General features: G+C 33.3%; 18 protein-coding genes, 1 tRNA gene and 1 pseudogene. 16 read left to right on the top strand and 4 right to left on the bottom strand.

Going from position 1 to position 19,402, the window contains the following annotated elements; all coding sequences use genetic code 11:
- The first annotated feature begins 43 nt into the window (after positions 1 to 43).
- From P5P89_RS07495 to P5P89_RS07475, 5 genes are all read left to right on the top strand, one after another.
- Positions 44 to 1,048 carry a hypothetical protein gene (locus P5P89_RS07495; protein WP_278011384.1) on the top strand — a complete coding sequence of 335 codons (1,005 nt, stop codon included), beginning with the start codon at positions 44 to 46 and terminating at the stop codon, positions 1,046 to 1,048.
- A complete protein-coding gene (locus P5P89_RS07490; RefSeq protein ID WP_278011383.1) occupies positions 1,008 to 3,365 on the top strand; it encodes a hypothetical protein in 2,358 nt (785 codons plus the stop codon). The genes P5P89_RS07495 and P5P89_RS07490 overlap by 41 nt, the downstream gene beginning before the upstream one ends.
- Before the next feature lie 20 nt (positions 3,366 to 3,385).
- Positions 3,386 to 3,790 (top strand): methylmalonyl-CoA epimerase, encoded by a 405-nt coding sequence (gene mce / locus P5P89_RS07485; RefSeq protein WP_278011382.1) that lies wholly within the window; start codon positions 3,386 to 3,388, stop codon positions 3,788 to 3,790.
- A 136-nt stretch (positions 3,791 to 3,926) separates the two neighbouring features.
- Positions 3,927 to 4,000, top strand: a tRNA-Ile gene (locus P5P89_RS07480).
- Between the two features lie 157 nt (positions 4,001 to 4,157).
- Positions 4,158 to 4,364, top strand: coding sequence for a hypothetical protein (locus P5P89_RS07475; RefSeq protein WP_278011381.1), 207 nt, complete (start codon positions 4,158 to 4,160; stop codon positions 4,362 to 4,364).
- A gap of 33 nt (positions 4,365 to 4,397) precedes the next feature.
- On the opposite strand, the gene P5P89_RS07470 is transcribed toward P5P89_RS07475, so the two are convergent.
- On the bottom strand, positions 4,398 to 4,988 hold the full coding sequence (locus P5P89_RS07470; RefSeq protein ID WP_278011380.1) for a riboflavin synthase: 591 nt from the start codon (positions 4,986 to 4,988) through the stop codon (positions 4,398 to 4,400).
- Between the two features lie 57 nt (positions 4,989 to 5,045).
- On the opposite strand from P5P89_RS07470, the gene pdxA reads away from it, so the two are divergent.
- The 6 genes from pdxA (at position 5,046) to accC (ending at position 10,077) form a co-directional block, all read left to right on the top strand.
- Positions 5,046 to 6,095 (top strand): 4-hydroxythreonine-4-phosphate dehydrogenase PdxA, encoded by a 1,050-nt coding sequence (pdxA, locus tag P5P89_RS07465; protein ID WP_278011379.1) that lies wholly within the window; start codon positions 5,046 to 5,048, stop codon positions 6,093 to 6,095.
- Positions 6,096 to 6,201: 106 nt separating this feature from the next.
- Positions 6,202 to 6,744 (top strand): YceD family protein, encoded by a 543-nt coding sequence (locus P5P89_RS07460; protein WP_278011378.1) that lies wholly within the window; start codon positions 6,202 to 6,204, stop codon positions 6,742 to 6,744.
- A gap of 9 nt (positions 6,745 to 6,753) precedes the next feature.
- On the top strand, positions 6,754 to 6,948 hold the full coding sequence (rpmF, locus tag P5P89_RS07455) for a 50S ribosomal protein L32 (protein ID WP_008465217.1): 195 nt from the start codon (positions 6,754 to 6,756) through the stop codon (positions 6,946 to 6,948).
- A gap of 173 nt (positions 6,949 to 7,121) precedes the next feature.
- Entirely contained in the window at positions 7,122 to 8,120 is a 999-nt protein-coding gene (locus tag P5P89_RS07450; RefSeq protein ID WP_278011377.1) for a beta-ketoacyl-ACP synthase III, read from the top strand.
- 23 nt (positions 8,121 to 8,143) lie between these two features.
- Complete coding sequence (gene accB, locus P5P89_RS07445) at positions 8,144 to 8,632, top strand: acetyl-CoA carboxylase biotin carboxyl carrier protein (protein ID WP_110307307.1); 489 nt, start codon at positions 8,144 to 8,146, stop codon at positions 8,630 to 8,632.
- A gap of 98 nt (positions 8,633 to 8,730) precedes the next feature.
- Positions 8,731 to 10,077 carry an acetyl-CoA carboxylase biotin carboxylase subunit gene (accC, locus tag P5P89_RS07440; RefSeq protein ID WP_163395367.1) on the top strand — a complete coding sequence of 449 codons (1,347 nt, stop codon included), beginning with the start codon at positions 8,731 to 8,733 and terminating at the stop codon, positions 10,075 to 10,077.
- Between the two features lie 287 nt (positions 10,078 to 10,364).
- Here accC and P5P89_RS07435 read toward each other — a convergent pair whose 3' ends face one another.
- Positions 10,365 to 11,615 carry an OmpA family protein gene (locus P5P89_RS07435; protein ID WP_278011376.1) on the bottom strand — a complete coding sequence of 417 codons (1,251 nt, stop codon included), beginning with the start codon at positions 11,613 to 11,615 and terminating at the stop codon, positions 10,365 to 10,367.
- Between the two features lie 451 nt (positions 11,616 to 12,066).
- On the opposite strand from P5P89_RS07435, the gene P5P89_RS07430 reads away from it, so the two are divergent.
- The 5 genes from P5P89_RS07430 to P5P89_RS07410 all read left to right on the top strand — a co-directional run bounded on the left by P5P89_RS07430 (position 12,067) and on the right by P5P89_RS07410 (position 14,768).
- Positions 12,067 to 12,363 carry a hypothetical protein gene (locus tag P5P89_RS07430; protein ID WP_269233667.1) on the top strand — a complete coding sequence of 99 codons (297 nt, stop codon included), beginning with the start codon at positions 12,067 to 12,069 and terminating at the stop codon, positions 12,361 to 12,363.
- 27 nt (positions 12,364 to 12,390) lie between these two features.
- The gene (locus tag P5P89_RS07425) at positions 12,391 to 12,678 is read left to right on the top strand and encodes a hypothetical protein (RefSeq protein WP_278011375.1); all 288 of its coding nucleotides are present in this window, start codon (positions 12,391 to 12,393) and stop codon (positions 12,676 to 12,678) included.
- Between the two features lie 14 nt (positions 12,679 to 12,692).
- The gene (locus tag P5P89_RS07420; protein WP_278011374.1) at positions 12,693 to 12,989 is read left to right on the top strand and encodes a PepSY-like domain-containing protein; all 297 of its coding nucleotides are present in this window, start codon (positions 12,693 to 12,695) and stop codon (positions 12,987 to 12,989) included.
- A gap of 15 nt (positions 12,990 to 13,004) precedes the next feature.
- Positions 13,005 to 13,301 (top strand): hypothetical protein, encoded by a 297-nt coding sequence (locus tag P5P89_RS07415; RefSeq protein WP_278011373.1) that lies wholly within the window; start codon positions 13,005 to 13,007, stop codon positions 13,299 to 13,301.
- Between the two features lie 126 nt (positions 13,302 to 13,427).
- Positions 13,428 to 14,768 (top strand): sigma-54-dependent transcriptional regulator, encoded by a 1,341-nt coding sequence (locus P5P89_RS07410; protein ID WP_278011372.1) that lies wholly within the window; start codon positions 13,428 to 13,430, stop codon positions 14,766 to 14,768.
- Here P5P89_RS07410 and P5P89_RS07405 read toward each other — a convergent pair.
- On the bottom strand, positions 14,765 to 17,206 hold the full coding sequence (locus P5P89_RS07405; protein WP_278011371.1) for an ATP-binding protein: 2,442 nt from the start codon (positions 17,204 to 17,206) through the stop codon (positions 14,765 to 14,767). The genes P5P89_RS07410 and P5P89_RS07405 overlap by 4 nt on opposite strands.
- Before the next feature lie 134 nt (positions 17,207 to 17,340).
- Positions 17,341 to 19,241 (bottom strand): annotated as a pseudogene (locus P5P89_RS07400) (S9 family peptidase).
- Between the last annotated feature and the right edge of the window lie 161 nt (positions 19,242 to 19,402).

Genomic DNA, 19,402 nt, shown 5'->3' with positions numbered 1-19,402 from the left:
GGATATAATTTCTTACATTTGATTTCAATTTAATTTACAGGTTTTGAAGAAGATTTTCTTTTTAATATTACTTTTCTTTTTGGTTATTTCGTGTAATGATACTCCTAAACCAATTGTCTCTTTTTACTATTGGAAAACAATTTTTAAATTATCTGAAATAGAAAAAGAAGCTCTTCTTGATAATAATGTCTGTAAAATTTATATCCGTTATTTCGATATCGATTTACATCCAAAAGATACAAGTCCTATTCCTTTAACGCCAATTCGCTTTATGGAGAAGATGAATAGTTTTGACATTGTCCCTGTGGTGTATATTAAAAATAAAGTGATGCTGAAACCTAATCTTGATATTGAAGATTTGGCACAAAAAACGGTTAAACTGATAAATGAAATCAATTCTAAAAACAACATCAATAGTAAAGAGATTCAGATTGACTGCGACTGGACACTTTCAAGCAAAGACAATTATTTGAAGTTTATTGAGTTATTTAAAAAGCTTTCGCAAAAGAAAATTTCAGCAACAATACGATTGCATCAGATAAAGTATTTCAGGAAAACCAAAATACCAAATGTAGATTCAGGTGTTTTGATGTATTACAATATGGGGAGGATTGCTCCTGATTCACTAAATTCTGTTTATGATAAAAAAGTTGCAGATCGTTATCTGAAAAGTTTAAAAAAATATCCGCTGCATCTTGATTTTGCATTGCCAATCTATTCCTGGGCAGTTCATATTAGAAATCAAAAAGTAACAGGATTACGTTCAAAGCTCAATATAAATGAACTTAAAAAAGATAAAAATTTTGAACAAATAAGTGCTGTTTTTTTTAAAGTAAAATACGCGAATTATAAAAACGGTATATTTTATGAAGAAAATGATGTGTTAAAAATCGAAGCCATTTCATCAGAAGATTTAATTGAAATGGCGGAAAATCTGAATGACAATAGCTCTCAAAAACCAAACGAAATTATTTTTTACGACTTAGACGAATTCAATTTAAAAAACTATGAAAAGAACATTTTTAAGCAAGTTGTTTCTTGTTTCTAGCACTTCCTTATTATTTGTATATGGAATTATTTATGCCTGTGCTGGCGGAGACGACTGGGATTTTTTCGGTTACAATTCAAACTTTACACCGGAGACTTTTGCAGATAAATCCTATTCACCACTTTTTTTAGCAGGAGATGTTTTTTACGGTATCGGATTTGACACTGAACATAATTCACGCTTCAACGAAAATATCAAATCGGATTGGGGCGCTTATTTTAAAGGGAGTGTAGATGCAGCAACTGTGAATTATTTTTTAATTGGAGATGATAAACCACGCTATTATTCAGATGATAAAAGCACAATAAAAAACAAAGAAGAAATTACCCAGCTTCATGTATATTATAAAAATAAAAAGGAGAATACTGCTTCTGTAAAATGGGGTAAAAAAATCAGCCTTAAAGACAGTAAGGTAAAAAACTTTATTGAGTTTTTGTATTTGGCACAAAAAATTGAAACCGTATCAATTGGCGAAGATTATTGGAGTTATGATCCGGTTGTGGCCAAAACTTTTGATGACCTGAAAATGATTCAGTCAATAGAAAATGTTTACAATACGACTTCAGATCCATTTTTGAAAAACAGATATTGGTTTTTGACGATGAAAGCCCGATTTTATAGTACTGACAAGAAAAAGGCGATTGATTTTTTTAATAAAACAGAAAATTCAGTTCCTAAAAATACGCTGTATTATCGTGCGTTGTCTTATGTTGCAGGAATCAATTACAAGCAGAAAAAATATGCTGTTTCTAATTATTTATATGCACAGGTTTTTGACAAATGCCCTGAGCTTCGAATTGTGACAGCTTACAGTTTTCACCCAAAAAATGATGCCGACTGGACCAAATCATTGGCAATGGCAAAAAATAATAAGGAGAAAGCCGCTCTATGGGCTATACATGGCTATTATAAAGATGAAAAACAAGCCATTGAAAAAATCTATGAACTGGATCCTAAAAGTGAACACCTGAATTATCTGGCAACAAGACTGGTAAATGAACAGGAGCAGGCTATTAATAATTCTTTTCAGCAGAATGCCGGGGAAAATGTGCCAATGAAAAACCAGACTGTGGCAGAAAATAAAACAGAAAATCAGTCAAAAATAGATAAAGCTGGTTTTGATTTAGTCGGAAAAATAGCTGCAGCAGGAAATACAGACAGACCTTATTTATGGGATTTATCCCTGGGATACCTGCAGACTTTAAAAGGGGATTATGCAAATGCGGATAAAAGTTTTGATAAAGCAGTAAAAACGCTTCCAAATACCGAATTGGCAGGCATGCAATTACGTTTGCTTCGTTTTGTAAATAATCTGAGCAAAATAGATAAACTCACCGATAAAAACGAAAAAACAATTTTAGCCGATTTAAACTGGCTTTACAATGAACTTCCAAAAACTTATAAAGGACAAGAGTTTCGCTATCAAAATGCCTCTTCATGGAGCAGAAGTTATTTGTCAGCACTTTACAAAGGCAAAGCTGACCCTGTCATGGCTGAGATATTTGGTGAGTCACGTTATAGCTATTGGAACGATGGAAACTCTTTTTATGATAACGAAAAAAATCTGTTGGATATAAAAGCATTTTTATCTAAATCTAATAAAACCGAAATTGAGAAAATTGGTGCGGGAATTTATAGTTTAAAACTAAAAGATATCAATAATTTTCAGGCTGTTCAGGCAACCTTTAAAAATAAAATTTCAGATGCAATTGGATTTATGCAGCAAACAGATTCTGTTCAGTATCAGACTTTTTTAGGGAATCCGTTCAACGGAAATATTAAAGATTGCCACGACTGCGATCACGTTGCTTATCAAAAAAAGAAATACAGTTACCTTGATTTTTTAAACACAATAAAAACAATGCAGGAAAAACTGGCTCAAAAAGAGGATGTTTACACCAATAGTTTATTGCTTGGAAATGCATTTTACAATATTTCACATTTTGGTAACGGAAGAACTTTTTATGAAATAACGATAGTAGGTTATGGATCAAGTCCATATTCCTTCAGGGATTCGATGAAAGAAATGATAACCAATTGCGATGTTTCAAAAATGTATTATCAAAAAGCATTTGAAGCAGCAGCAACCAAAGAGCAAAAAGCAAAATGTATTTATTTGATATCAAAATGTGAGCGTAATCAATATTACAATAATAAGTACAACAAGGTTAAAAGCTGGTGGGAAATTGAGGATGATAAAATTAATTTTATCGCCTGGAACGGATTTAAAATATTGAAAAAAGAGTATTCGGATACAAAATATTATCAGGATGTAATTGCAGAATGCGGTTATTTCAATACTTATGTCAATCAATAAGTTGTTAATGTATAAAGGCTATGGTAAATAAAATTGAACATATTGGAATTGCAGTAAAAAACATAGATGATGCCAATGTTTTATTTGAAAAACTATTAGGTGTTCCGTCGTATAAAACGGAAACTGTAGAAACGGAAAGTGTAGTAACTTCCTTTTTTCAGACAGGAACCAATAAAATTGAACTTTTAATGGCTACAGATTCCAAAAGTCCAATTGTAAAATTTCTGGAGAAAAAAGGAGAAGGAATTCATCATATCGCTTTTGATGTTGATGATATAAAAGCAGAAGTTGCCCGATTAAAAAAGGAAGGTTTTGTTCTGATAAATGAGCATCCAAAACCCGGAGCCGACAATAAAATGGTTATTTTTTTACATCCTAAAAGTGCAAACGGTGTTTTAATAGAGCTTTGCCAGGAAATCAGGTAGTTTTGATGTTTCAATAATCACTTGATAATCAATTTGATTTTCAATAAGATTTGTTAATATTGAAATTAAGTAAAAATCAGAGTATAAAATATTTGGAACGAATAAAAAATAGTAGTAATATTGCAAACTCTTAACCGGTCCTATAGCTCAGCTGGTTAGAGCACCTGACTCATAATCAGGTGGTCCCTGGTTCGAGCCCAGGTGGGACCACGGTTTAAAAAGCTTCATAAAAATTTATGAAGCTTTTTTTATCATTGCTTTTTTGAATAAAAAAGCAATATATTTGTAGCGGACTTTATAAAGAACCACGCTTTAAAAGTCTGTAAATCAAATTTAAGCAAACTAAGATTAAACTATTTCGTTTTCTATGAAAGTATTAAATAAAGTTCTCACTGTTTTTTTTATATTATTTGGCACTTTGAGTGCTTTTGCACAGCCTCCTTCTCCTGGTGGTCCTGAGGCGCCTCCTTCGCCAATCGATGGAGTTGGTCTTTTGATGTTGGCCTTTTCCGCAATTTCATTAGGGATATATGTAATTTATAAACATAAATTAAAAACAAAAGCTTCAGTGTAAAACTGAAGCTTTTGTTTTGTAAGGAAGTTTGTTTTATTGGTTGATGGAGTAAAGTCTGGTAATATATTTTCCTACTACATCGAATTCTAAATTTACCTTTGTTCCGGTTTTGAAATTTTTGAAATTTGTATTTTCAAAAGTGTATGGTATTATGGAAACGCTAAATTCGTTTGTTTTAGAATTTACTACTGTCAAGCTGACTCCGTTTACTGTTATAGATCCTTTTTCGATAGTGATATTGCTTAGGTTTTTGTCGTATTCAAAAGTGTAATTCCAGCTTCCGTTAGCTTCTTCAATTTTTACACAGGTTCCGGTTTGATCTACATGGCCCTGTACAATATGGCCGTCAAGGCGATCACCGAGTTTCATTCCTCTTTCTAAATTAACTATGTCGCCGACTTTCCAGTCTCCAATATTAGTTTTTAAAATAGTTTCCTCGATTGCTGTTACGGTATAAAAAGTGTCTTTTATCGCTACAACCGTAAGGCATATTCCATTATGGGATACGCTCTGGTCAATTTTTAATTCATTTGTAATGGATGAATCGACCGTTATGTGAAGGTTGTTTTGGTCTTTTTTTATTTCTTGAATCCTTCCTAAGGTTTCTATGATTCCTGTGAACATTGTGGGTTTTATTTACTAAATTTGCACATCAAAATTAGTAATAAATAATTGGAGGTCATGAATAAAAAAGCAGAAAATATAATTGTTGGAATTTCGATTGGAGATTTAAACGGTATTGGAAGCGAAGTTATATTGAAAACATTCGAAGATTCCCGCATGTTGGAACTGTGTACACCGGTTATTTTTGCAAATGCCAAGATACTTTCTTTCGTTAAAAAAAGCTTTACGTCTACTGTTCAGTTTCATGGAGTTGACAAGTTGGATCAGATTATCCCTGGTAAACTTAATGTTTTTAATCTTTGGAGAGAAAGTGTTGATATAAATTTAGGCACAAATGATGAGAGAATAGGGGGGTATGCTATAAAATCTTTTGTGGCTGCTACTAAGGCATTGAAAGAGGGAGAGATTGATGTTTTAGTGACTGCTCCTATAAATAAGTACAATATCCAGTCAGAAGATTTTAAATTTCCGGGACATACAGATTATCTGGATCAGGAATTAGAAGGAAATGCATTAATGATGATGGTTCATGATGACTTAAGAGTTGGTCTGCTGACAGATCATGTTCCTTTAAATGAAGTTTCTTCTCATTTGACAGAAGAACTAATTACAAGAAAAATTGAAACGGTTAAAAAATCGCTAATTCAGGATTTTAGTATTGTAAAACCTAAAATTGCTGTGTTGAGTTTAAATCCACACGCAGGTGATGGGGGCGTAATAGGAAAAGAGGATGATTTAGTTTTAAAACCTGTATTAAAGAAAATCTTTGATGCAGGAACTATGGTTTTTGGTCCTTTTCCTGCAGATGGTTTTTTTGGAAGCGGCCAGTATGAAAAATATGATGCGGTTGTAGCAACATATCACGATCAGGGATTGATTCCTTTTAAAACATTATCATTTGGAAAAGGAGTTAATTATTCCGCAGGGCTTAATAGGGTAAGGACATCGCCTGATCACGGTACTGCTTATGATATTGCAGGAAAAGATATGGCAGATTATAATTCTTTTAAAGAGGCTGTTTATCTGGCAATTGATGTTTTTCGTTCACGTAATCAGTATGAGGAGATTACAGCAAAGCCCCTTAAAATAAAAGAAAAACAGTTATAAACAAAAAAAGGTGAATAAGATTATTAGTTTTATAATAATTTTATATCTTTGCACCCCAATTCAGGTGTCTGGGTTTTAGATCCTAATTGTACAAATTGATGTTGAAATGAGCAAAACAAAAGAATTTTTAATTCCTTTCGTGGGATTAAAGCTAGGGAAACACCATTTTGAATATCAAATAAATAAGAAGTTCTTTGAGGACTTTGATTATGATGAGTTTCAAAATTCGGATATCAAAGTTACTTTAGTTTTAGATAAGAAAAGCAATATGCTGGAACTGGATTTTAAGCATAAAGGAACAGTAAATGTACCTTGTGATCTGACCAGTGAAGATTTTGATTTGCCTGTAAAAGGAAAGATGAAGCTCATCGTTCGTTTTGGAGAAGAATTTAATAATGACAATGAAGAGTTGTTGATTCTCCCTCATGGTGAATTTGAAATAGATGTGGCACAATACATTTATGAAATGATTGCATTGTCAATTCCGCAAAAGAGAATTCACCCGGGTGTAAAAGATGGAACGTTGCAGACAGAAGCCCTGACAAAACTAAAGGAGTTAAAAGTTAAGGAACAAAAGGAAGAGAGTAAACAAGAAGAAGATATTGACCCGCGTTGGGAAAAATTAAAAAAACTATTAACGGATAAATAATATAGTAAAATGGCACATCCTAAGAGAAAAACCTCGAAAACAAGAAGAGATAAGAGAAGAACACATTATAAAGCTACTGTAGCTCAAATCGCTACATGTCCTATTACAGGTGAGGCGCATTTATACCACAGAGCTTACTGGCATGAAGGTAAAATGTATTACAGAGGGCAAGTTGTTATCGATAAATCTGAAGCGGTTGCTTAATACGTTTTTGTAAATGATATTAGAACTCTCACTATGTGAGAGTTTTTTTTGTTGGTTACAACTTTCTTTTTTAAAGAAATTTACGACAATACGTTTAGATTTTTTTTTGTAATTTTCAAGTCTTTTAAAAATTTTTCAAATACCCTGTATTTGAGAGGAAATAATAGAATATAATGAATACAATCACAGCCGCAATTACCGCTGTTGGAGGATACGTTCCTGACTTTGTACTTTCTAACAAAGTACTAGAAACAATGGTTGATACCAATGATGAATGGATCACGACCCGTACGGGAATAAAAGAAAGAAGAATACTTAAAGATGCTGATAAGGGAACTTCCTATCTTGCTATAAAAGCAGCACAGGATTTAATAGCAAAAGCCAATATTGATCCGTTGGAAATTGATATGGTAATAATGGCAACAGCTACACCGGATATGATGGTGGCGGCTACTGGTGTACATGTTGCCACAGAAATCGGTGCAACTAATGCATTTGCTTACGATTTACAAGCGGCTTGTTCAAGTTTTTTATATGGAATGTCTACTGCAGCTGCTTATGTGCAGTCAGGACGTTATAAAAAAGTACTGTTAATTGGGGCAGATAAAATGTCATCAATTGTAGATTATACAGACAGATCTACCTGTATTATTTTTGGAGATGGAGCCGGTGCGGTTTTATTTGAGCCAAATTATGAAGGTCTGGGATTACAAGATGAATATTTACGAAGTGATGGTGTTGGACGTGATTTTCTTAAAATTCCTGCAGGAGGGTCTTTGATTCCTGCTTCCGAAGAGACCATTAAAAACAGACAGCACAATATCATGCAGGATGGTAAAACGGTATTTAAATATGCTGTTACCAATATGGCTGATGCTAGTGAATTAATTTTGCAAAGAAATAATCTGACAAAAGAAGATGTGAACTGGTTAGTGCCACATCAGGCAAACAGACGTATTATTGATGCTACTGCCGGAAGATTAGATCTTGAAGAAGATAAAGTATTGGTCAATATCGAAAGATATGGTAATACCACTTCTGGAACATTACCATTAGTACTGGCTGACTTTGAGAATAAGTTTAAAAAAGGAGATAATGTTATTTTTGCCGCTTTTGGTGGTGGATTCACCTGGGGATCTATTTACTTGAAATGGGCTTACGATAAGAAATAAATTAAAACTAAAAACGAATCATTATGGATTTAAAAGAAATTCAAAACCTAATCAAATTTGTAGCAAATTCGGGAGTTGCAGAGGTGAAGTTAGAAATGGATGATGTAAAAATCACTATCAGAACAACTTTAGAAACAAATGTAACTGAAGCTACTTATGTACAGCAATTACCAGCTCAGGCTGCATTGCCGCAAGCAGTTGCTCCGCAGCAAACTGCACCGGTAGTTGTAAACGTAAATAGTGAAGCGGCTGCTCCTGCTGAAAATTCTAAATTCATTACTATAAAATCTCCAATTATTGGGACATTTTACAGAAAACCATCTCCGGATAAACCAGTTTTTACTGAAGTAGGAAGTACTATCGCTAAAGGTGATGTTCTTTGTGTAATTGAAGCAATGAAATTATTCAACGAAATTGAATCAGAAGTTTCAGGTAAAATTGTAAAAATTCTTGTTGACGATATGTCACCTGTAGAATTTGACCAGCCTTTGTTCTTAGTTGATCCATCTTAATTTTAGATCGTTAGATCGTTAGATTTTAGACTTTTTCGGAAGTGCTTTAAATCTAATTATCCAATTATCTAATTATCTAATTATCTAATTTTAAAAAGATGTTTAAAAAAATATTAATTGCGAATAGAGGAGAAATTGCACTACGTGTAATTCGTACGTGTAAGGAAATGGGAATCAAGACTGTAGCGGTTTACTCTACAGCCGATGCGGAAAGCTTACATGTTAAGTTTGCAGACGAAGCGGTTTGTATTGGTCCTCCTCCAAGTAACTTATCGTATTTAAAAATGTCAAATATTATTGCTGCCGCAGAAATTACAAATGCAGATGCAATACATCCGGGATACGGATTTCTTTCAGAGAATGCTAAATTCTCTAAAATTTGTCAGGAGCACGGAATCAAATTTATTGGTGCAGCTCCTGAAATGATCGACCGAATGGGAGATAAAGCTTCTGCAAAAGCTACAATGAAAGCAGCAGGAGTACCATGTGTGCCAGGTTCAGACGGATTATTAGAATCTTTCGAGCATGCACAAAAAGTGGCTAAAGAAATCGGATACCCGGTTATGATGAAAGCTACTGCTGGTGGTGGTGGAAAAGGAATGCGTGCCATCTGGAAAGAAGATGAGCTTTTAAAAGCTTGGGAAAGTGCACGTCAGGAAGCTGCTGCAGCTTTTGGAAATGACGGGATGTACATGGAGAAACTTATCGAAGAGCCACGTCATATCGAAATTCAGGTTGTTGGTGATTCTTACGGAAAAGCATGTCACCTTTCTGAAAGAGACTGTTCTGTTCAGCGCCGTCACCAAAAATTGACTGAAGAGACACCTTCACCTTTCATGACTGATGAATTGCGTACAAGAATGGGAGAAGCGGCTGTGAAAGCAGCTGAATTCATTAAATACGAAGGAGCAGGAACTGTAGAATTTTTAGTGGATAAACACAGAAATTTCTATTTCATGGAAATGAATACCCGTATTCAGGTAGAGCATCCAATTACTGAACAGGTAATTGATTATGATCTGATCCGTGAGCAGATTATGGTTGCTGCCGGAATTCCAATTTCTGGTAAAAACTATCTTCCTGAATTACATGCTATAGAAGTTCGTATTAACGCTGAAGATCCTTATAACGATTTCCGTCCTTCACCAGGAAAAATTACTACGCTGCACATGCCGGGAGGTCACGGAGTTCGTTTAGATACTCACGTTTACTCAGGATATAGCATTCCGCCAAATTACGATTCCATGATTGCGAAGTTAATTACAACAGCGCAGTCCCGTGAAGAAGCTATCAGTAAAATGAGAAGAGCTCTTGACGAGTTTGTAATCGAAGGTGTGAAAACGACAATACCTTTCCATAGACAATTAATGGATGATCCAAAATACATTGCAGGAGATTATACGACTGCTTTTATGGATACTTTCAAAATGAATAGTCCGGAGTAATAATATTAAACCTCATTGAAAAATGAGGTTTTTTTATGCCTTGATTTTAGTATATGTTGATTGTTTAAATCCATATTTAATTATGACAACTAAAAGTAAGTCTTTACAGTGCTCATTCTTATTTTAAATTTTGAAAAGATCTTAATCCCTCAGTATTATAAGGTGCAGAGGTTTCAGCTGTCTTAGTAGTCTTAGGAATTAAAACAAGCGACCGTATTTATAAGATAAAAAAAATGCCAAATCTTGCGTGATGTGGCATTTTTAATTATTAGATTACAAGCGATGTGTTAGTTTTTTATTTTGAAAGTAACTCTTCGAACTAACTTTCTTGCGGTAGCAGACTCTTTATCTACAGAAGAATCTACACCACCTCTCATGACATTAATTCTTTCAGGCGCAATCTTCGCTTTAAGAAGAATTTCTTTTACATTGTTCGCTCTTTCATCTGCTAATTTTTCGTTGTATGAAGCATCACCAATTTCATCAGCATAACCCGTAATGTCAACAGAAGCTGAAGGATTGTTTCTTAAATAGTTTAGTACAAAATTAATACCATCCATAGAGGATTCATTTGGAGTAGATTTGTTGAAATCGAAATAAGCGGCAACATAACCTCCGTTCACTAAATTTGTGATTGATTCCTTATCGCTCAATGGAGCATCAGATCTGCTTGGATAAGTTTTTGTTAAGTACCTCTCTAACTCATCAGGTATGCCGTTATTATTTAAGTCAACAGCTCTTCCTTTAGAATCCACCATCAGTCCTGCAATAGTGTTAGGTTCTAAATCTAAATAATCAGCTACACCATCTTTATCACTATCATTTAACATTTTTTCAAGCTGATCAATTCTTTCTCTTTGAACAATTACTTCATTATCAACAATAGTAACCCAGTCAGCATGTTTTTCGTTTTTTCCCAGATACAATGTCAAACCTATAGTACCATTAAATAAAGCTCCGTTGAAACCTTTTTCCGGATTTAATGCAGCTGCATCATATGTGTGATTTTGAAGAGCATTCACAAGAGTTGAAAAATCTCCGGTAAGAACCAATTTGTTAGAAAGTTTAACCTGACCTGTTACACCAATAATGAAATTAATCATTTTGTCGTCTATTGTAGAATTTTTATCTTCAAAATATGCAGCACCAAAACCTGTATGGCCTAATAAACCAATTGTCTGTGTCCAGGTTTCAAAATTCATAATTCTCCCTAAGTTAGCTACACCCTGAATATCAAATCGATAATATTTAGTGTCAAAAGGGGTTGAGTTTTTTTGTTCCTGGAAACTATTGAATCCTAAATCAGCCTTCAAACCAAATTTATTATTAAGCATGTATCGAACCCCTAAATCAACAACATACGGACTTATAGTTGACGTATAATATTTCATTGGTTTTTGTGGTTTGTTAAATCCCCCTGCTAATTCGATAGACCATTTGTTGAAATTGCCATCAGCCAAACTTTCGACACTGCTTGTTTGAGCATTAGTCTTTACAACTGTTACAAGCAGAACAAGTAATAGTATAATTTTTTTCATTTTATATTCCAATTTTAAAATTTGTGCAAAATTACAACTTAATTTTTAACATTTAAGCATGAGGCTAACACAATTATTATGAATTGTTTGCGATTATGTTAAAATTTTTTTTGAGGTTATAATTTTTGTATTATTATTCTGTTTATTCTGCATCATTTTCAAATGAGTTCAAAAATTATTCTGTGAAAGTTATATCAATCGTATTTAATCTCCACTAAAATGTCAAAATATTAGAATGTAATATCTATAAAACACTTTTGTGTATATTTTTTACACACAGGTTGTGTTAAATTATACAGTTGTTACTGGTTTTAAAAATGTTTTTACTTGGCTAACTTATTAAAAAATAGTACTTTAGATGTCTGAAGGCTTTATTTTTGATTATGGCACAATAATTTCTTTCTCTAATGTGTAAAACAATAATTAAATAATAATTTAAAATATACACATTATGAAAAATTTATTTTTATCAGCCGCAATTGTTTTGGGAGGTTTAACTTCATTTGCATCAACTTCTCCAATTTCAAATAATATTGTAAAAACTATTACAATTCAGGACGAATATACTGAAGTAAAATTAGAAGAAGTGCCAGCTGCAATTACAGAAGCTCTTAAAAAAGCATATCCGGATGCTGTGCTTACAAAAGCATATAAAAATGAGAAATCAGAATATAAACTAGATGTTACTGTTGGTGACAAAGTAGGTAATCTTTTTGCTAATGCAGATGGATCATGGATTAAAAAATAATTTAAGTAATCTTTAAAATGATTTATTATGAAAAAGATAATCTTAACAGCAGCAATAGTTTTAGGAAGTTTGTCAATTCAGGCATCAATATTAAGTCCGGCAAATACAATTACTAAAACAATATTTCAGGACGATTACAAAGAAATCGATGCTGTTCCGGCAGCCATTAAAACAGGTTTAGATAATGCTTATCCAGGTGTAAAACTTGAAAAAGCATTTGTAAACAGTAAAAAAGAATATAAAATTGAAATTACAGTTAGAGGTGAAAAATCTACTGTTTTCACAGACGAAAAGGGAAATATTCTTAAAAAATAAATAAAAGAAGCATTATGAAAAAATTAATTTTATCTGCAGCAATTATTTTAGGAGGTTTATCAGTTCAGGCAGCTATTCCTCACGTAAAAATTTCAAATGTTAATTCTTTCTTTTTTCAGGATGAATACACAGAGGTTGCTTCAGATGCAGTACCGGCAGCTGTAAAGTCTACAGCAGAGAAATCTTTTCCAAACACTAAACTTGAAAAGGTATATAAAAATGCTAAAAACGAGTATAAACTGGAAATTTCGAATGGCGACAAGAAATATACAATTTTTACAGATGCATCAGGAAATGTCATTAAAAAGTAACTAAATTAAATCATTATGAAAAAGTTAATTTTATCCGCAGCGATTGTTTTTGGAAGTTTATCAATCTATGCATCAACAATTACTGATGCTCAACCACAAAAAACTTCCCTAATATTTCAGTCAGAATATACTGAAATTAGCAACGACGATGTTCCCGCAGCTGTGAAGACAGCTCTGGAAACAGCTTATCCGGGTGCCGTGCTTGAAAAAGCGTATAAAAACGACAAAAATGAATACAAATTAGACATAGCAGTTGGAGACCAGAAAGCTACTGTTTACTCGGATGCTGAAGGTAACTGGTTAAAAATATAATTAGGTGAATTAGATTTATGTTTTTGGTGAAAAAGAGATTGCTTAACAGCAGTCTCTTTTTTTTGCATAATTTTGTGAAAATACTGTATTAATAGTGGTATTTTAGCAAAAAGTCCCAAAAAGAACATGCCGAAGATATTATTAATAGAAGACGATATTTCATTTTGCAAATTATTGGAAAGGTTTCTGGTAAAAAAAGCATTTGATGTAACTATTGCTTTCTCCGCAGAAGAAGCCCGGTTATATATCAAAAAAGAATCTTTCGATTTGATTTTGACAGACCTCCGTTTGCCTGATGCTGATGGTATTGTTTTGATGTCTGAATTTAAAACGTCTCATCCTGAAATCCCTGTTATACTTATGACAGGCTACTCTGATGTAAATACTGCCGTAAAAGCAATTAAAAACGGAGCATCTGATTATATCTCGAAACCATTTAATCCTGATGAAGTTTTATTGGTTATTACCAATGCACTCCAAACGGCACCAACTGAAAAAGTTGTAGTAAAAGAAAAAAAAGCAGTAAATAAACAGGCTTCTCCGGAAAATGAGTTTGTTAAAGGAATTTCTGTCGCTTCCAAAAAATTATTAGAGCATATTAAACTGGTAAGTCCTACTGACATGTCTGTTTTAATTATAGGAGAAAGCGGCACAGGAAAAGAAATTATCGCAAAAAGCATCCATCAGCAAAGCCAAAGAAAAAACAATAATTTTATAGCAGTTGACTGTGGTGCGATTCCGAAAGAATTGGCAGCGAGTGAGTTTTTCGGACATTTAAAAGGATCTTTTACCGGAGCAATAAGTGACAAAACAGGATATTTTGAAGCAGCAAACGGAGGAACCATTTTTCTGGACGAAATAGGGAATCTTTCCTATGAAAATCAGATTCAGTTGTTAAGGGCACTTCAGGAACGAAAAATAAAACCAGTCGGCAGCAATAAGGAAATTAATGTTGATATCAGGATTATTACAGCTACCAACGAAGATTTGCGTGAAGCTGTTAAAAATGGTGATTTTCGTGAAGATTTGTATCATCGAATCAATGAATTTTCTATTCAGTCGCCTTCATTAACCGACAGAGGAGAAGATTTGATGGTTTTTGCCGATTACTTTTTAGAGAAGGCAAACCAGCAATTGAATAAAGATATTATAGGATTTTCACCCGAGGTAGTAGCCATTTTTCAAAAATACAGCTGGCCGGGAAATTTACGTGAACTTCAAAATTGTATCAAACGTGCTACGCTTTTGTCTCAGGGAGATTTTATCGAAAGTGATGTTTTGCCTATTGAGTTTTTTCAAACAGAAAAACTGGGCAGTTCAGGAAGTTTTTCTTTGTCTGACAATGAAAGGGAAGCCATTATTCATGCTTTATCCAGAACTCAAAACAATAAATCTGAAGCAGCAAAGCTATTGAAAATAACCCGAAAAACGCTTTACAATAAATTAAAACAGTACAATATTGACTAAAGGATTTCTTTTTTTAAACCATCAAATAACAAGTCTATTTTGGTTTTTAAACTACTAAAAAGAGCGTGTAAATTTGAGTTTTCTAAATTATTTTGTTCTAATTTTTTCAGGATTTCACCAATTTCCTGTGCCTGAATCTGTCTGAACATTGGTGCCATCCTGTGACTGATCGCATTTACTTCGGCTATATTTTTTTTCTCAACGGCATTTTCTAAATCTTTTAAATTTCGGATTGTACTTTCTATAAATGATCTGATAAACTCTTTTGCTGATTCATTATCATTTCCTAAAAACTCTTTTAAAGTTTCTAAACAATAAGTCTTTGAAGAAAACTCTTCTTCTCTTTTTACAAATTTATTGTCATGACTTATAGTATTGTCTAAGACTTTCTGAATGGTTTCAAGTAAGACTTTGGGTGAGTAAGGTTTGTTTATTACTGTGGAAAATCCGGCATTCGTGTAAGTAGAAAAATCTAAATCGGTCCTTCCTGTTATAGCGATGATGGGCTGATTTTTATAAAATGAGCCTTTTTTACTTTTCAATTTTTTAATAAACAAGAACCCATCAATTTCGGGCATCTGAATATCTGTAATGATGAAATCAAATTTAGTATTCAGTATAGTTTCTAATGCTTCTGCAGCATTTGTAAATGATAAGACCTGATGCCCCTGCTGTTTTAAAACAGTACTTGTAAGGTTCAGTAAATTGATATCGTCATCCAGAACGATAAAAGTAAATTTTTCTGAATTTGTAATGATTTCTTTTGATTCAGGTTCGGGCAGGCTTACACTTGTATCAAATAAGAGCGGTAGTTTAATTTCAAAAGTGCTTCCTTCTCCAAATGTGCTTTCAAGCTTTAATTTTCCGCCTAAAATCGAAATGATTTTTTGACAGATAGCCAATCCTAAACCTGTTCCGCCATATTTTTTTTCGATGTTTTCATTTGCCTGGGCGAATTCTTCAAATACCAGTTTCTGATTTTCTTTCTCAATTCCAATACCGGAATCTTCAATGGTAATGGCAAAAGAATCATTTTCTTCAGCGACATAAGCACTGATTCTTATAAAACCCTGCTCCGTAAATTTATAGGCATTTCCAATAATGTTGCTCAAAACCTGTTTTACACGAAACGGATCGCCAACAATTTTTGAGTTCAGTTTTTCATCAACATTAATAATCAGGTCAATTTCTTTTAGTTTGTAAACGGTCTGGATACTTCTGGCCACTTCATCAATAATTTCAGGCAATAAAAAGGGAACTTTTTCAATTGTTATTTTTCCTGCTTCAATTTGAGAAAAATCTAACAAATCCTTAACCAGCTGTGTAATATATTCAGATGAATTTTTTATGTTTTTAATAAAATACGACTGTTTGGTATTCACATCAGAATTGCTCAAAAGTTCAGAATATCCTACAATGGTACTCAGCGGGGTTTTTAAATCATGGCTCACTGTAGATATAAGCTGTTCACGACTTTTAAGAAGGTTTTTGGTCTTAAAGTTGGCAATTTCCAACTGTTTTTTATACAATTGCGATTTCGAATAATCACTTACAATGATGATAGAGAAAACCACAGTCAGTAGTAAGCCCACTATTGCTGAAACCGTCACGATTTCATTTACTTTTTTAAGTGATTTTTCTTTTAATGAATTGTTTTTAATGGAATTGATAATAATTTCCCTCTCAATTATCCGAAGAACTTTTCGGAGCTGTTCAGAAATTGCAATTTCATTTTTAAGCAGTTTATTTTCTTCAAAATTGAGCGACTCTTTTTTCTTTTCAGCTTTTTGTTTTACGTCACTCAAAAGCTTTTTAGAATTGGCTAAAATCGAATCAGAAGCCTGTTTGCTTAAAGTATTAGTACTATCGTCAGGAATATTCTGATTTAGATAATCAACATATTTTTGCAGTACATTTCGCTGATAACTTCCCAAATCATTGGGGTTTTGAGTAAAATCCTGAAGTTCCAGTTTTCGAAGTTTAAACTCCATTTTGGTAATTTCATCAATGGCGTTATTTACAGAAACTTCATCATCAGCCTTATTTTTTATAGTTTTTAATTGTCTGATGTTTTCTGTTTTTTCAGACAATAAATAAGCAACGCTGTCGAGCAAAACCTTTTGATATTCTGTGGTTACAATCTGTTTCAGTGTATCTAATCTGGATTTTAAGGAGTCTGTTTCGATAAGGTAGCTTTTGAAATCTTTTTCAGAGTTGGTCTGAATTGTTTTTCGGGCTAAACTTTCTGTTTTATATACATTTGAAAAAAGCTTGCTGACTCTTAATATTTTAGTTTTTTCAAAAGCAATTTTATCTTCTAACTTATTGTAAACTACATTTTCAGAATATAAAAACCATCCCACAACCACTACTAATCCGATCAGGGCAAGGTAGCCGAAAAGTACTTTAATGGGCATATAGCTTCTTTTGCTTTCCATAAATTGGTATTGAGAAATTCCTTTTTTGAAATGATTACTGCAATTTATTCAATATTTTCTGTTTTAAAAAGCCAAACTTTCTATAAAAAAAGCCACAGAGTGTAAATCTGTGGCTGGAATATTTTGCTTATGTATTAAAGGGTTTCGTTAAGCCATTTAAAAAATTCGTTTTGCCAAACCTGTGCATTTTGAGGCTTTAAAACCCAGTGATTTTCATCAGGAAAATAAAGAAAACGGCTTTTAATTCCTCTTAACTGTGCAGCCTGGAAAGCTTCCTGACTCTGTCCGATTGGTACACGGAAATCTTTTCCGCCCTGAATGATTAAAATAGGCCTGTTCCAGTTTCCAACCAAAGTTGCAGGATTAAAAGTCGTATATGCTTTTTGCGCAACTGCATTGTCCTTTTCCCAGTAAGCCCCGCCAAAATCCCAGTTGTTAAAGAAAACTTCTTCGGTGGTTCCAAACATACTTTGTGTATTGAAAACACCATCATGCGCGATAAAAGTTTTAAAACGGTTTTTATGAATTCCGGCTAAATAAAATACAGAGTAGCCTCCGTAGCTTGCGCCAACACATCCTAAACGGCTTTTATCAACGTAGTTTTCTTTGGCTACATCATCAATTGCAGAAAGGTAGTCGTCCATAACCTGACCTCCCCAATCCTTACTGATCTGTTCGTTCCATTCTACACCATGACCCGGCATTCCGCGACGGTTTGGCGCAACAACTACATAGCCTTTCGCAGCCATTAAAGAGAAATTCCAACGGAAAGAATACGATTGTGTCAACGGGCTTTGAGGTCCTCCCTGACAGAACAATAAAGTTGGATATTTTTTTGAAGCATCAAAATTTGGGGGTAAAATTACCCAAACCAGCATTTTTTTGCCGTCAGTTGTCGTCACATAACGTTTTTCGGTTTTGCTCAAGGTTAATTTTTTATACGTTTCAGTATTGATATTTGATAATTGTTTCCAGGTATTTTTCTTCAGATTAAAAGAAAAAATTTCTGAGGCATGATTCATATCAGATCGTGTTACGATAATATCATCTCCGGAGAAACCAATTAAGTCGTTTACATCAAAATCACCATTTGTCAATTGACGAACTGTAATTGCAATTCGTGTCAAACCCGGAAAATTTACTGTAAAAAGCTGTTTAGTTCCATCAACCGGTGCAACAAAAAAGACATTTTTACCATCCTTGTTCCAGATAAAATTATCTACAGTTCCGTCCCAGTTTGCAGTTAAATTTTGTTTGATTCCTTTAAACTCAACAATAATATCATTTTTATCAGACTCGTAACCGTCACGTTTCATCTGCAGCCATGATAAATTTCCTGTTGGAGAAAATTGAGGAGCTGTATCGTAACCTAAATTGTCTTCGGTTCTGTTTATTGTTTTTTGAGTTTCTAAATTATACTCATAAATATTTGTGTTTGTAGAAACGGCATAATCAGTTCCGGCTTTTTCTTGCACACATACAATATGCTTTTGCTGTCTGGCGACCAGATGTAATCTTCATCACCGCCAAAAGGTTTTTGTGGGCTGTCAAAATTTTCATCTTTCAAAATGTCAATTCCTTTTGCGCCATCTTTGTTTTCTTTGTAAAAAACATGATTAAATTTTCCTTCATTCCAGGTATCCCAATGGCGATAATCTAAACCATTATAAATTTGAGCATCCGATTTGTCAAGATTCGGATAAAAATCTTTTCCTAAAACTTTTTCCAGTTTTACTTCTTCATTATACACCAAATATTTTCCGTCAGGCGAAATGTTTTTATCAGTCAGAACCTCTTTAGTGTCTTTGATTTCAGTAGCGTTTCCTCCATTTACAGGTAAAATGTAAAATTTAGAAATAGACTTGTTTTCCTCTACAGAAGGAGTTGAAACTTTGTAAACAACATTTTTACCGTCTTTCGAAAGTCCAAGTGGTGTTACTCTTCCTAATTTCCATAGCAGTTCCTGCGACATTACATTTTGTCCGATAGCATTTAAACTCATCATTATTAAGGTTATAAATAATACTTTTTTCATAATAAAAATCTAATTTTAGCAGCGCTAAAAATACTAATTTAAAATCCCAAATTTTTAAAATCCAAATTCCAATAAGTGTTAAAGTTAAAAAAAAAGAAATTCCATTTTTTTAAATTCCAAACTGTTTATCTAAACGGAGTTGAAGTTTTCAATTCCATCTA

Origin of the sequence: Flavobacterium gyeonganense (assembly GCF_029625295.1) — a bacterium.
GTDB lineage: Bacteria > Bacteroidota > Bacteroidia > Flavobacteriales > Flavobacteriaceae > Flavobacterium > Flavobacterium gyeonganense.
This window is presented reverse-complemented; position numbering and strand designations above follow the sequence as displayed.

Excerpts from the sequence above, each read along its gene's own strand:
- P5P89_RS07490 (WP_278011383.1), top strand. The coding sequence starts at position 1,008 with ATGAAAAGAACATTTTTAAGCAAGTTGTTTCTTGTTTCTAGCACTTCC.
- mce (WP_278011382.1), top strand. The coding sequence starts at position 3,386 with ATGGTAAATAAAATTGAACATATTGGAATTGCAGTAAAAAACATAGAT.
- P5P89_RS07475 (WP_278011381.1), top strand. The coding sequence starts at position 4,158 with ATGAAAGTATTAAATAAAGTTCTCACTGTTTTTTTTATATTATTTGGC.
- P5P89_RS07470 (WP_278011380.1), bottom strand. The coding sequence starts at position 4,988 with ATGTTCACAGGAATCATAGAAACCTTAGGAAGGATTCAAGAAATAAAA.
- pdxA (WP_278011379.1), top strand. The coding sequence starts at position 5,046 with ATGAATAAAAAAGCAGAAAATATAATTGTTGGAATTTCGATTGGAGAT.
- P5P89_RS07460 (WP_278011378.1), top strand. The coding sequence starts at position 6,202 with ATGAGCAAAACAAAAGAATTTTTAATTCCTTTCGTGGGATTAAAGCTA.
- rpmF (WP_008465217.1), top strand. The coding sequence starts at position 6,754 with ATGGCACATCCTAAGAGAAAAACCTCGAAAACAAGAAGAGATAAGAGA.
- P5P89_RS07450 (WP_278011377.1), top strand. The coding sequence starts at position 7,122 with ATGAATACAATCACAGCCGCAATTACCGCTGTTGGAGGATACGTTCCT.
- accB (WP_110307307.1), top strand. The coding sequence starts at position 8,144 with ATGGATTTAAAAGAAATTCAAAACCTAATCAAATTTGTAGCAAATTCG.
- accC (WP_163395367.1), top strand. The coding sequence starts at position 8,731 with ATGTTTAAAAAAATATTAATTGCGAATAGAGGAGAAATTGCACTACGT.
- P5P89_RS07435 (WP_278011376.1), bottom strand. The coding sequence starts at position 11,615 with ATGAAAAAAATTATACTATTACTTGTTCTGCTTGTAACAGTTGTAAAG.
- P5P89_RS07430 (WP_269233667.1), top strand. The coding sequence starts at position 12,067 with ATGAAAAATTTATTTTTATCAGCCGCAATTGTTTTGGGAGGTTTAACT.
- P5P89_RS07425 (WP_278011375.1), top strand. The coding sequence starts at position 12,391 with ATGAAAAAGATAATCTTAACAGCAGCAATAGTTTTAGGAAGTTTGTCA.
- P5P89_RS07420 (WP_278011374.1), top strand. The coding sequence starts at position 12,693 with ATGAAAAAATTAATTTTATCTGCAGCAATTATTTTAGGAGGTTTATCA.
- P5P89_RS07415 (WP_278011373.1), top strand. The coding sequence starts at position 13,005 with ATGAAAAAGTTAATTTTATCCGCAGCGATTGTTTTTGGAAGTTTATCA.
- P5P89_RS07410 (WP_278011372.1), top strand. The coding sequence starts at position 13,428 with ATGCCGAAGATATTATTAATAGAAGACGATATTTCATTTTGCAAATTA.
- P5P89_RS07405 (WP_278011371.1), bottom strand. The coding sequence starts at position 17,206 with ATGGAAAGCAAAAGAAGCTATATGCCCATTAAAGTACTTTTCGGCTAC.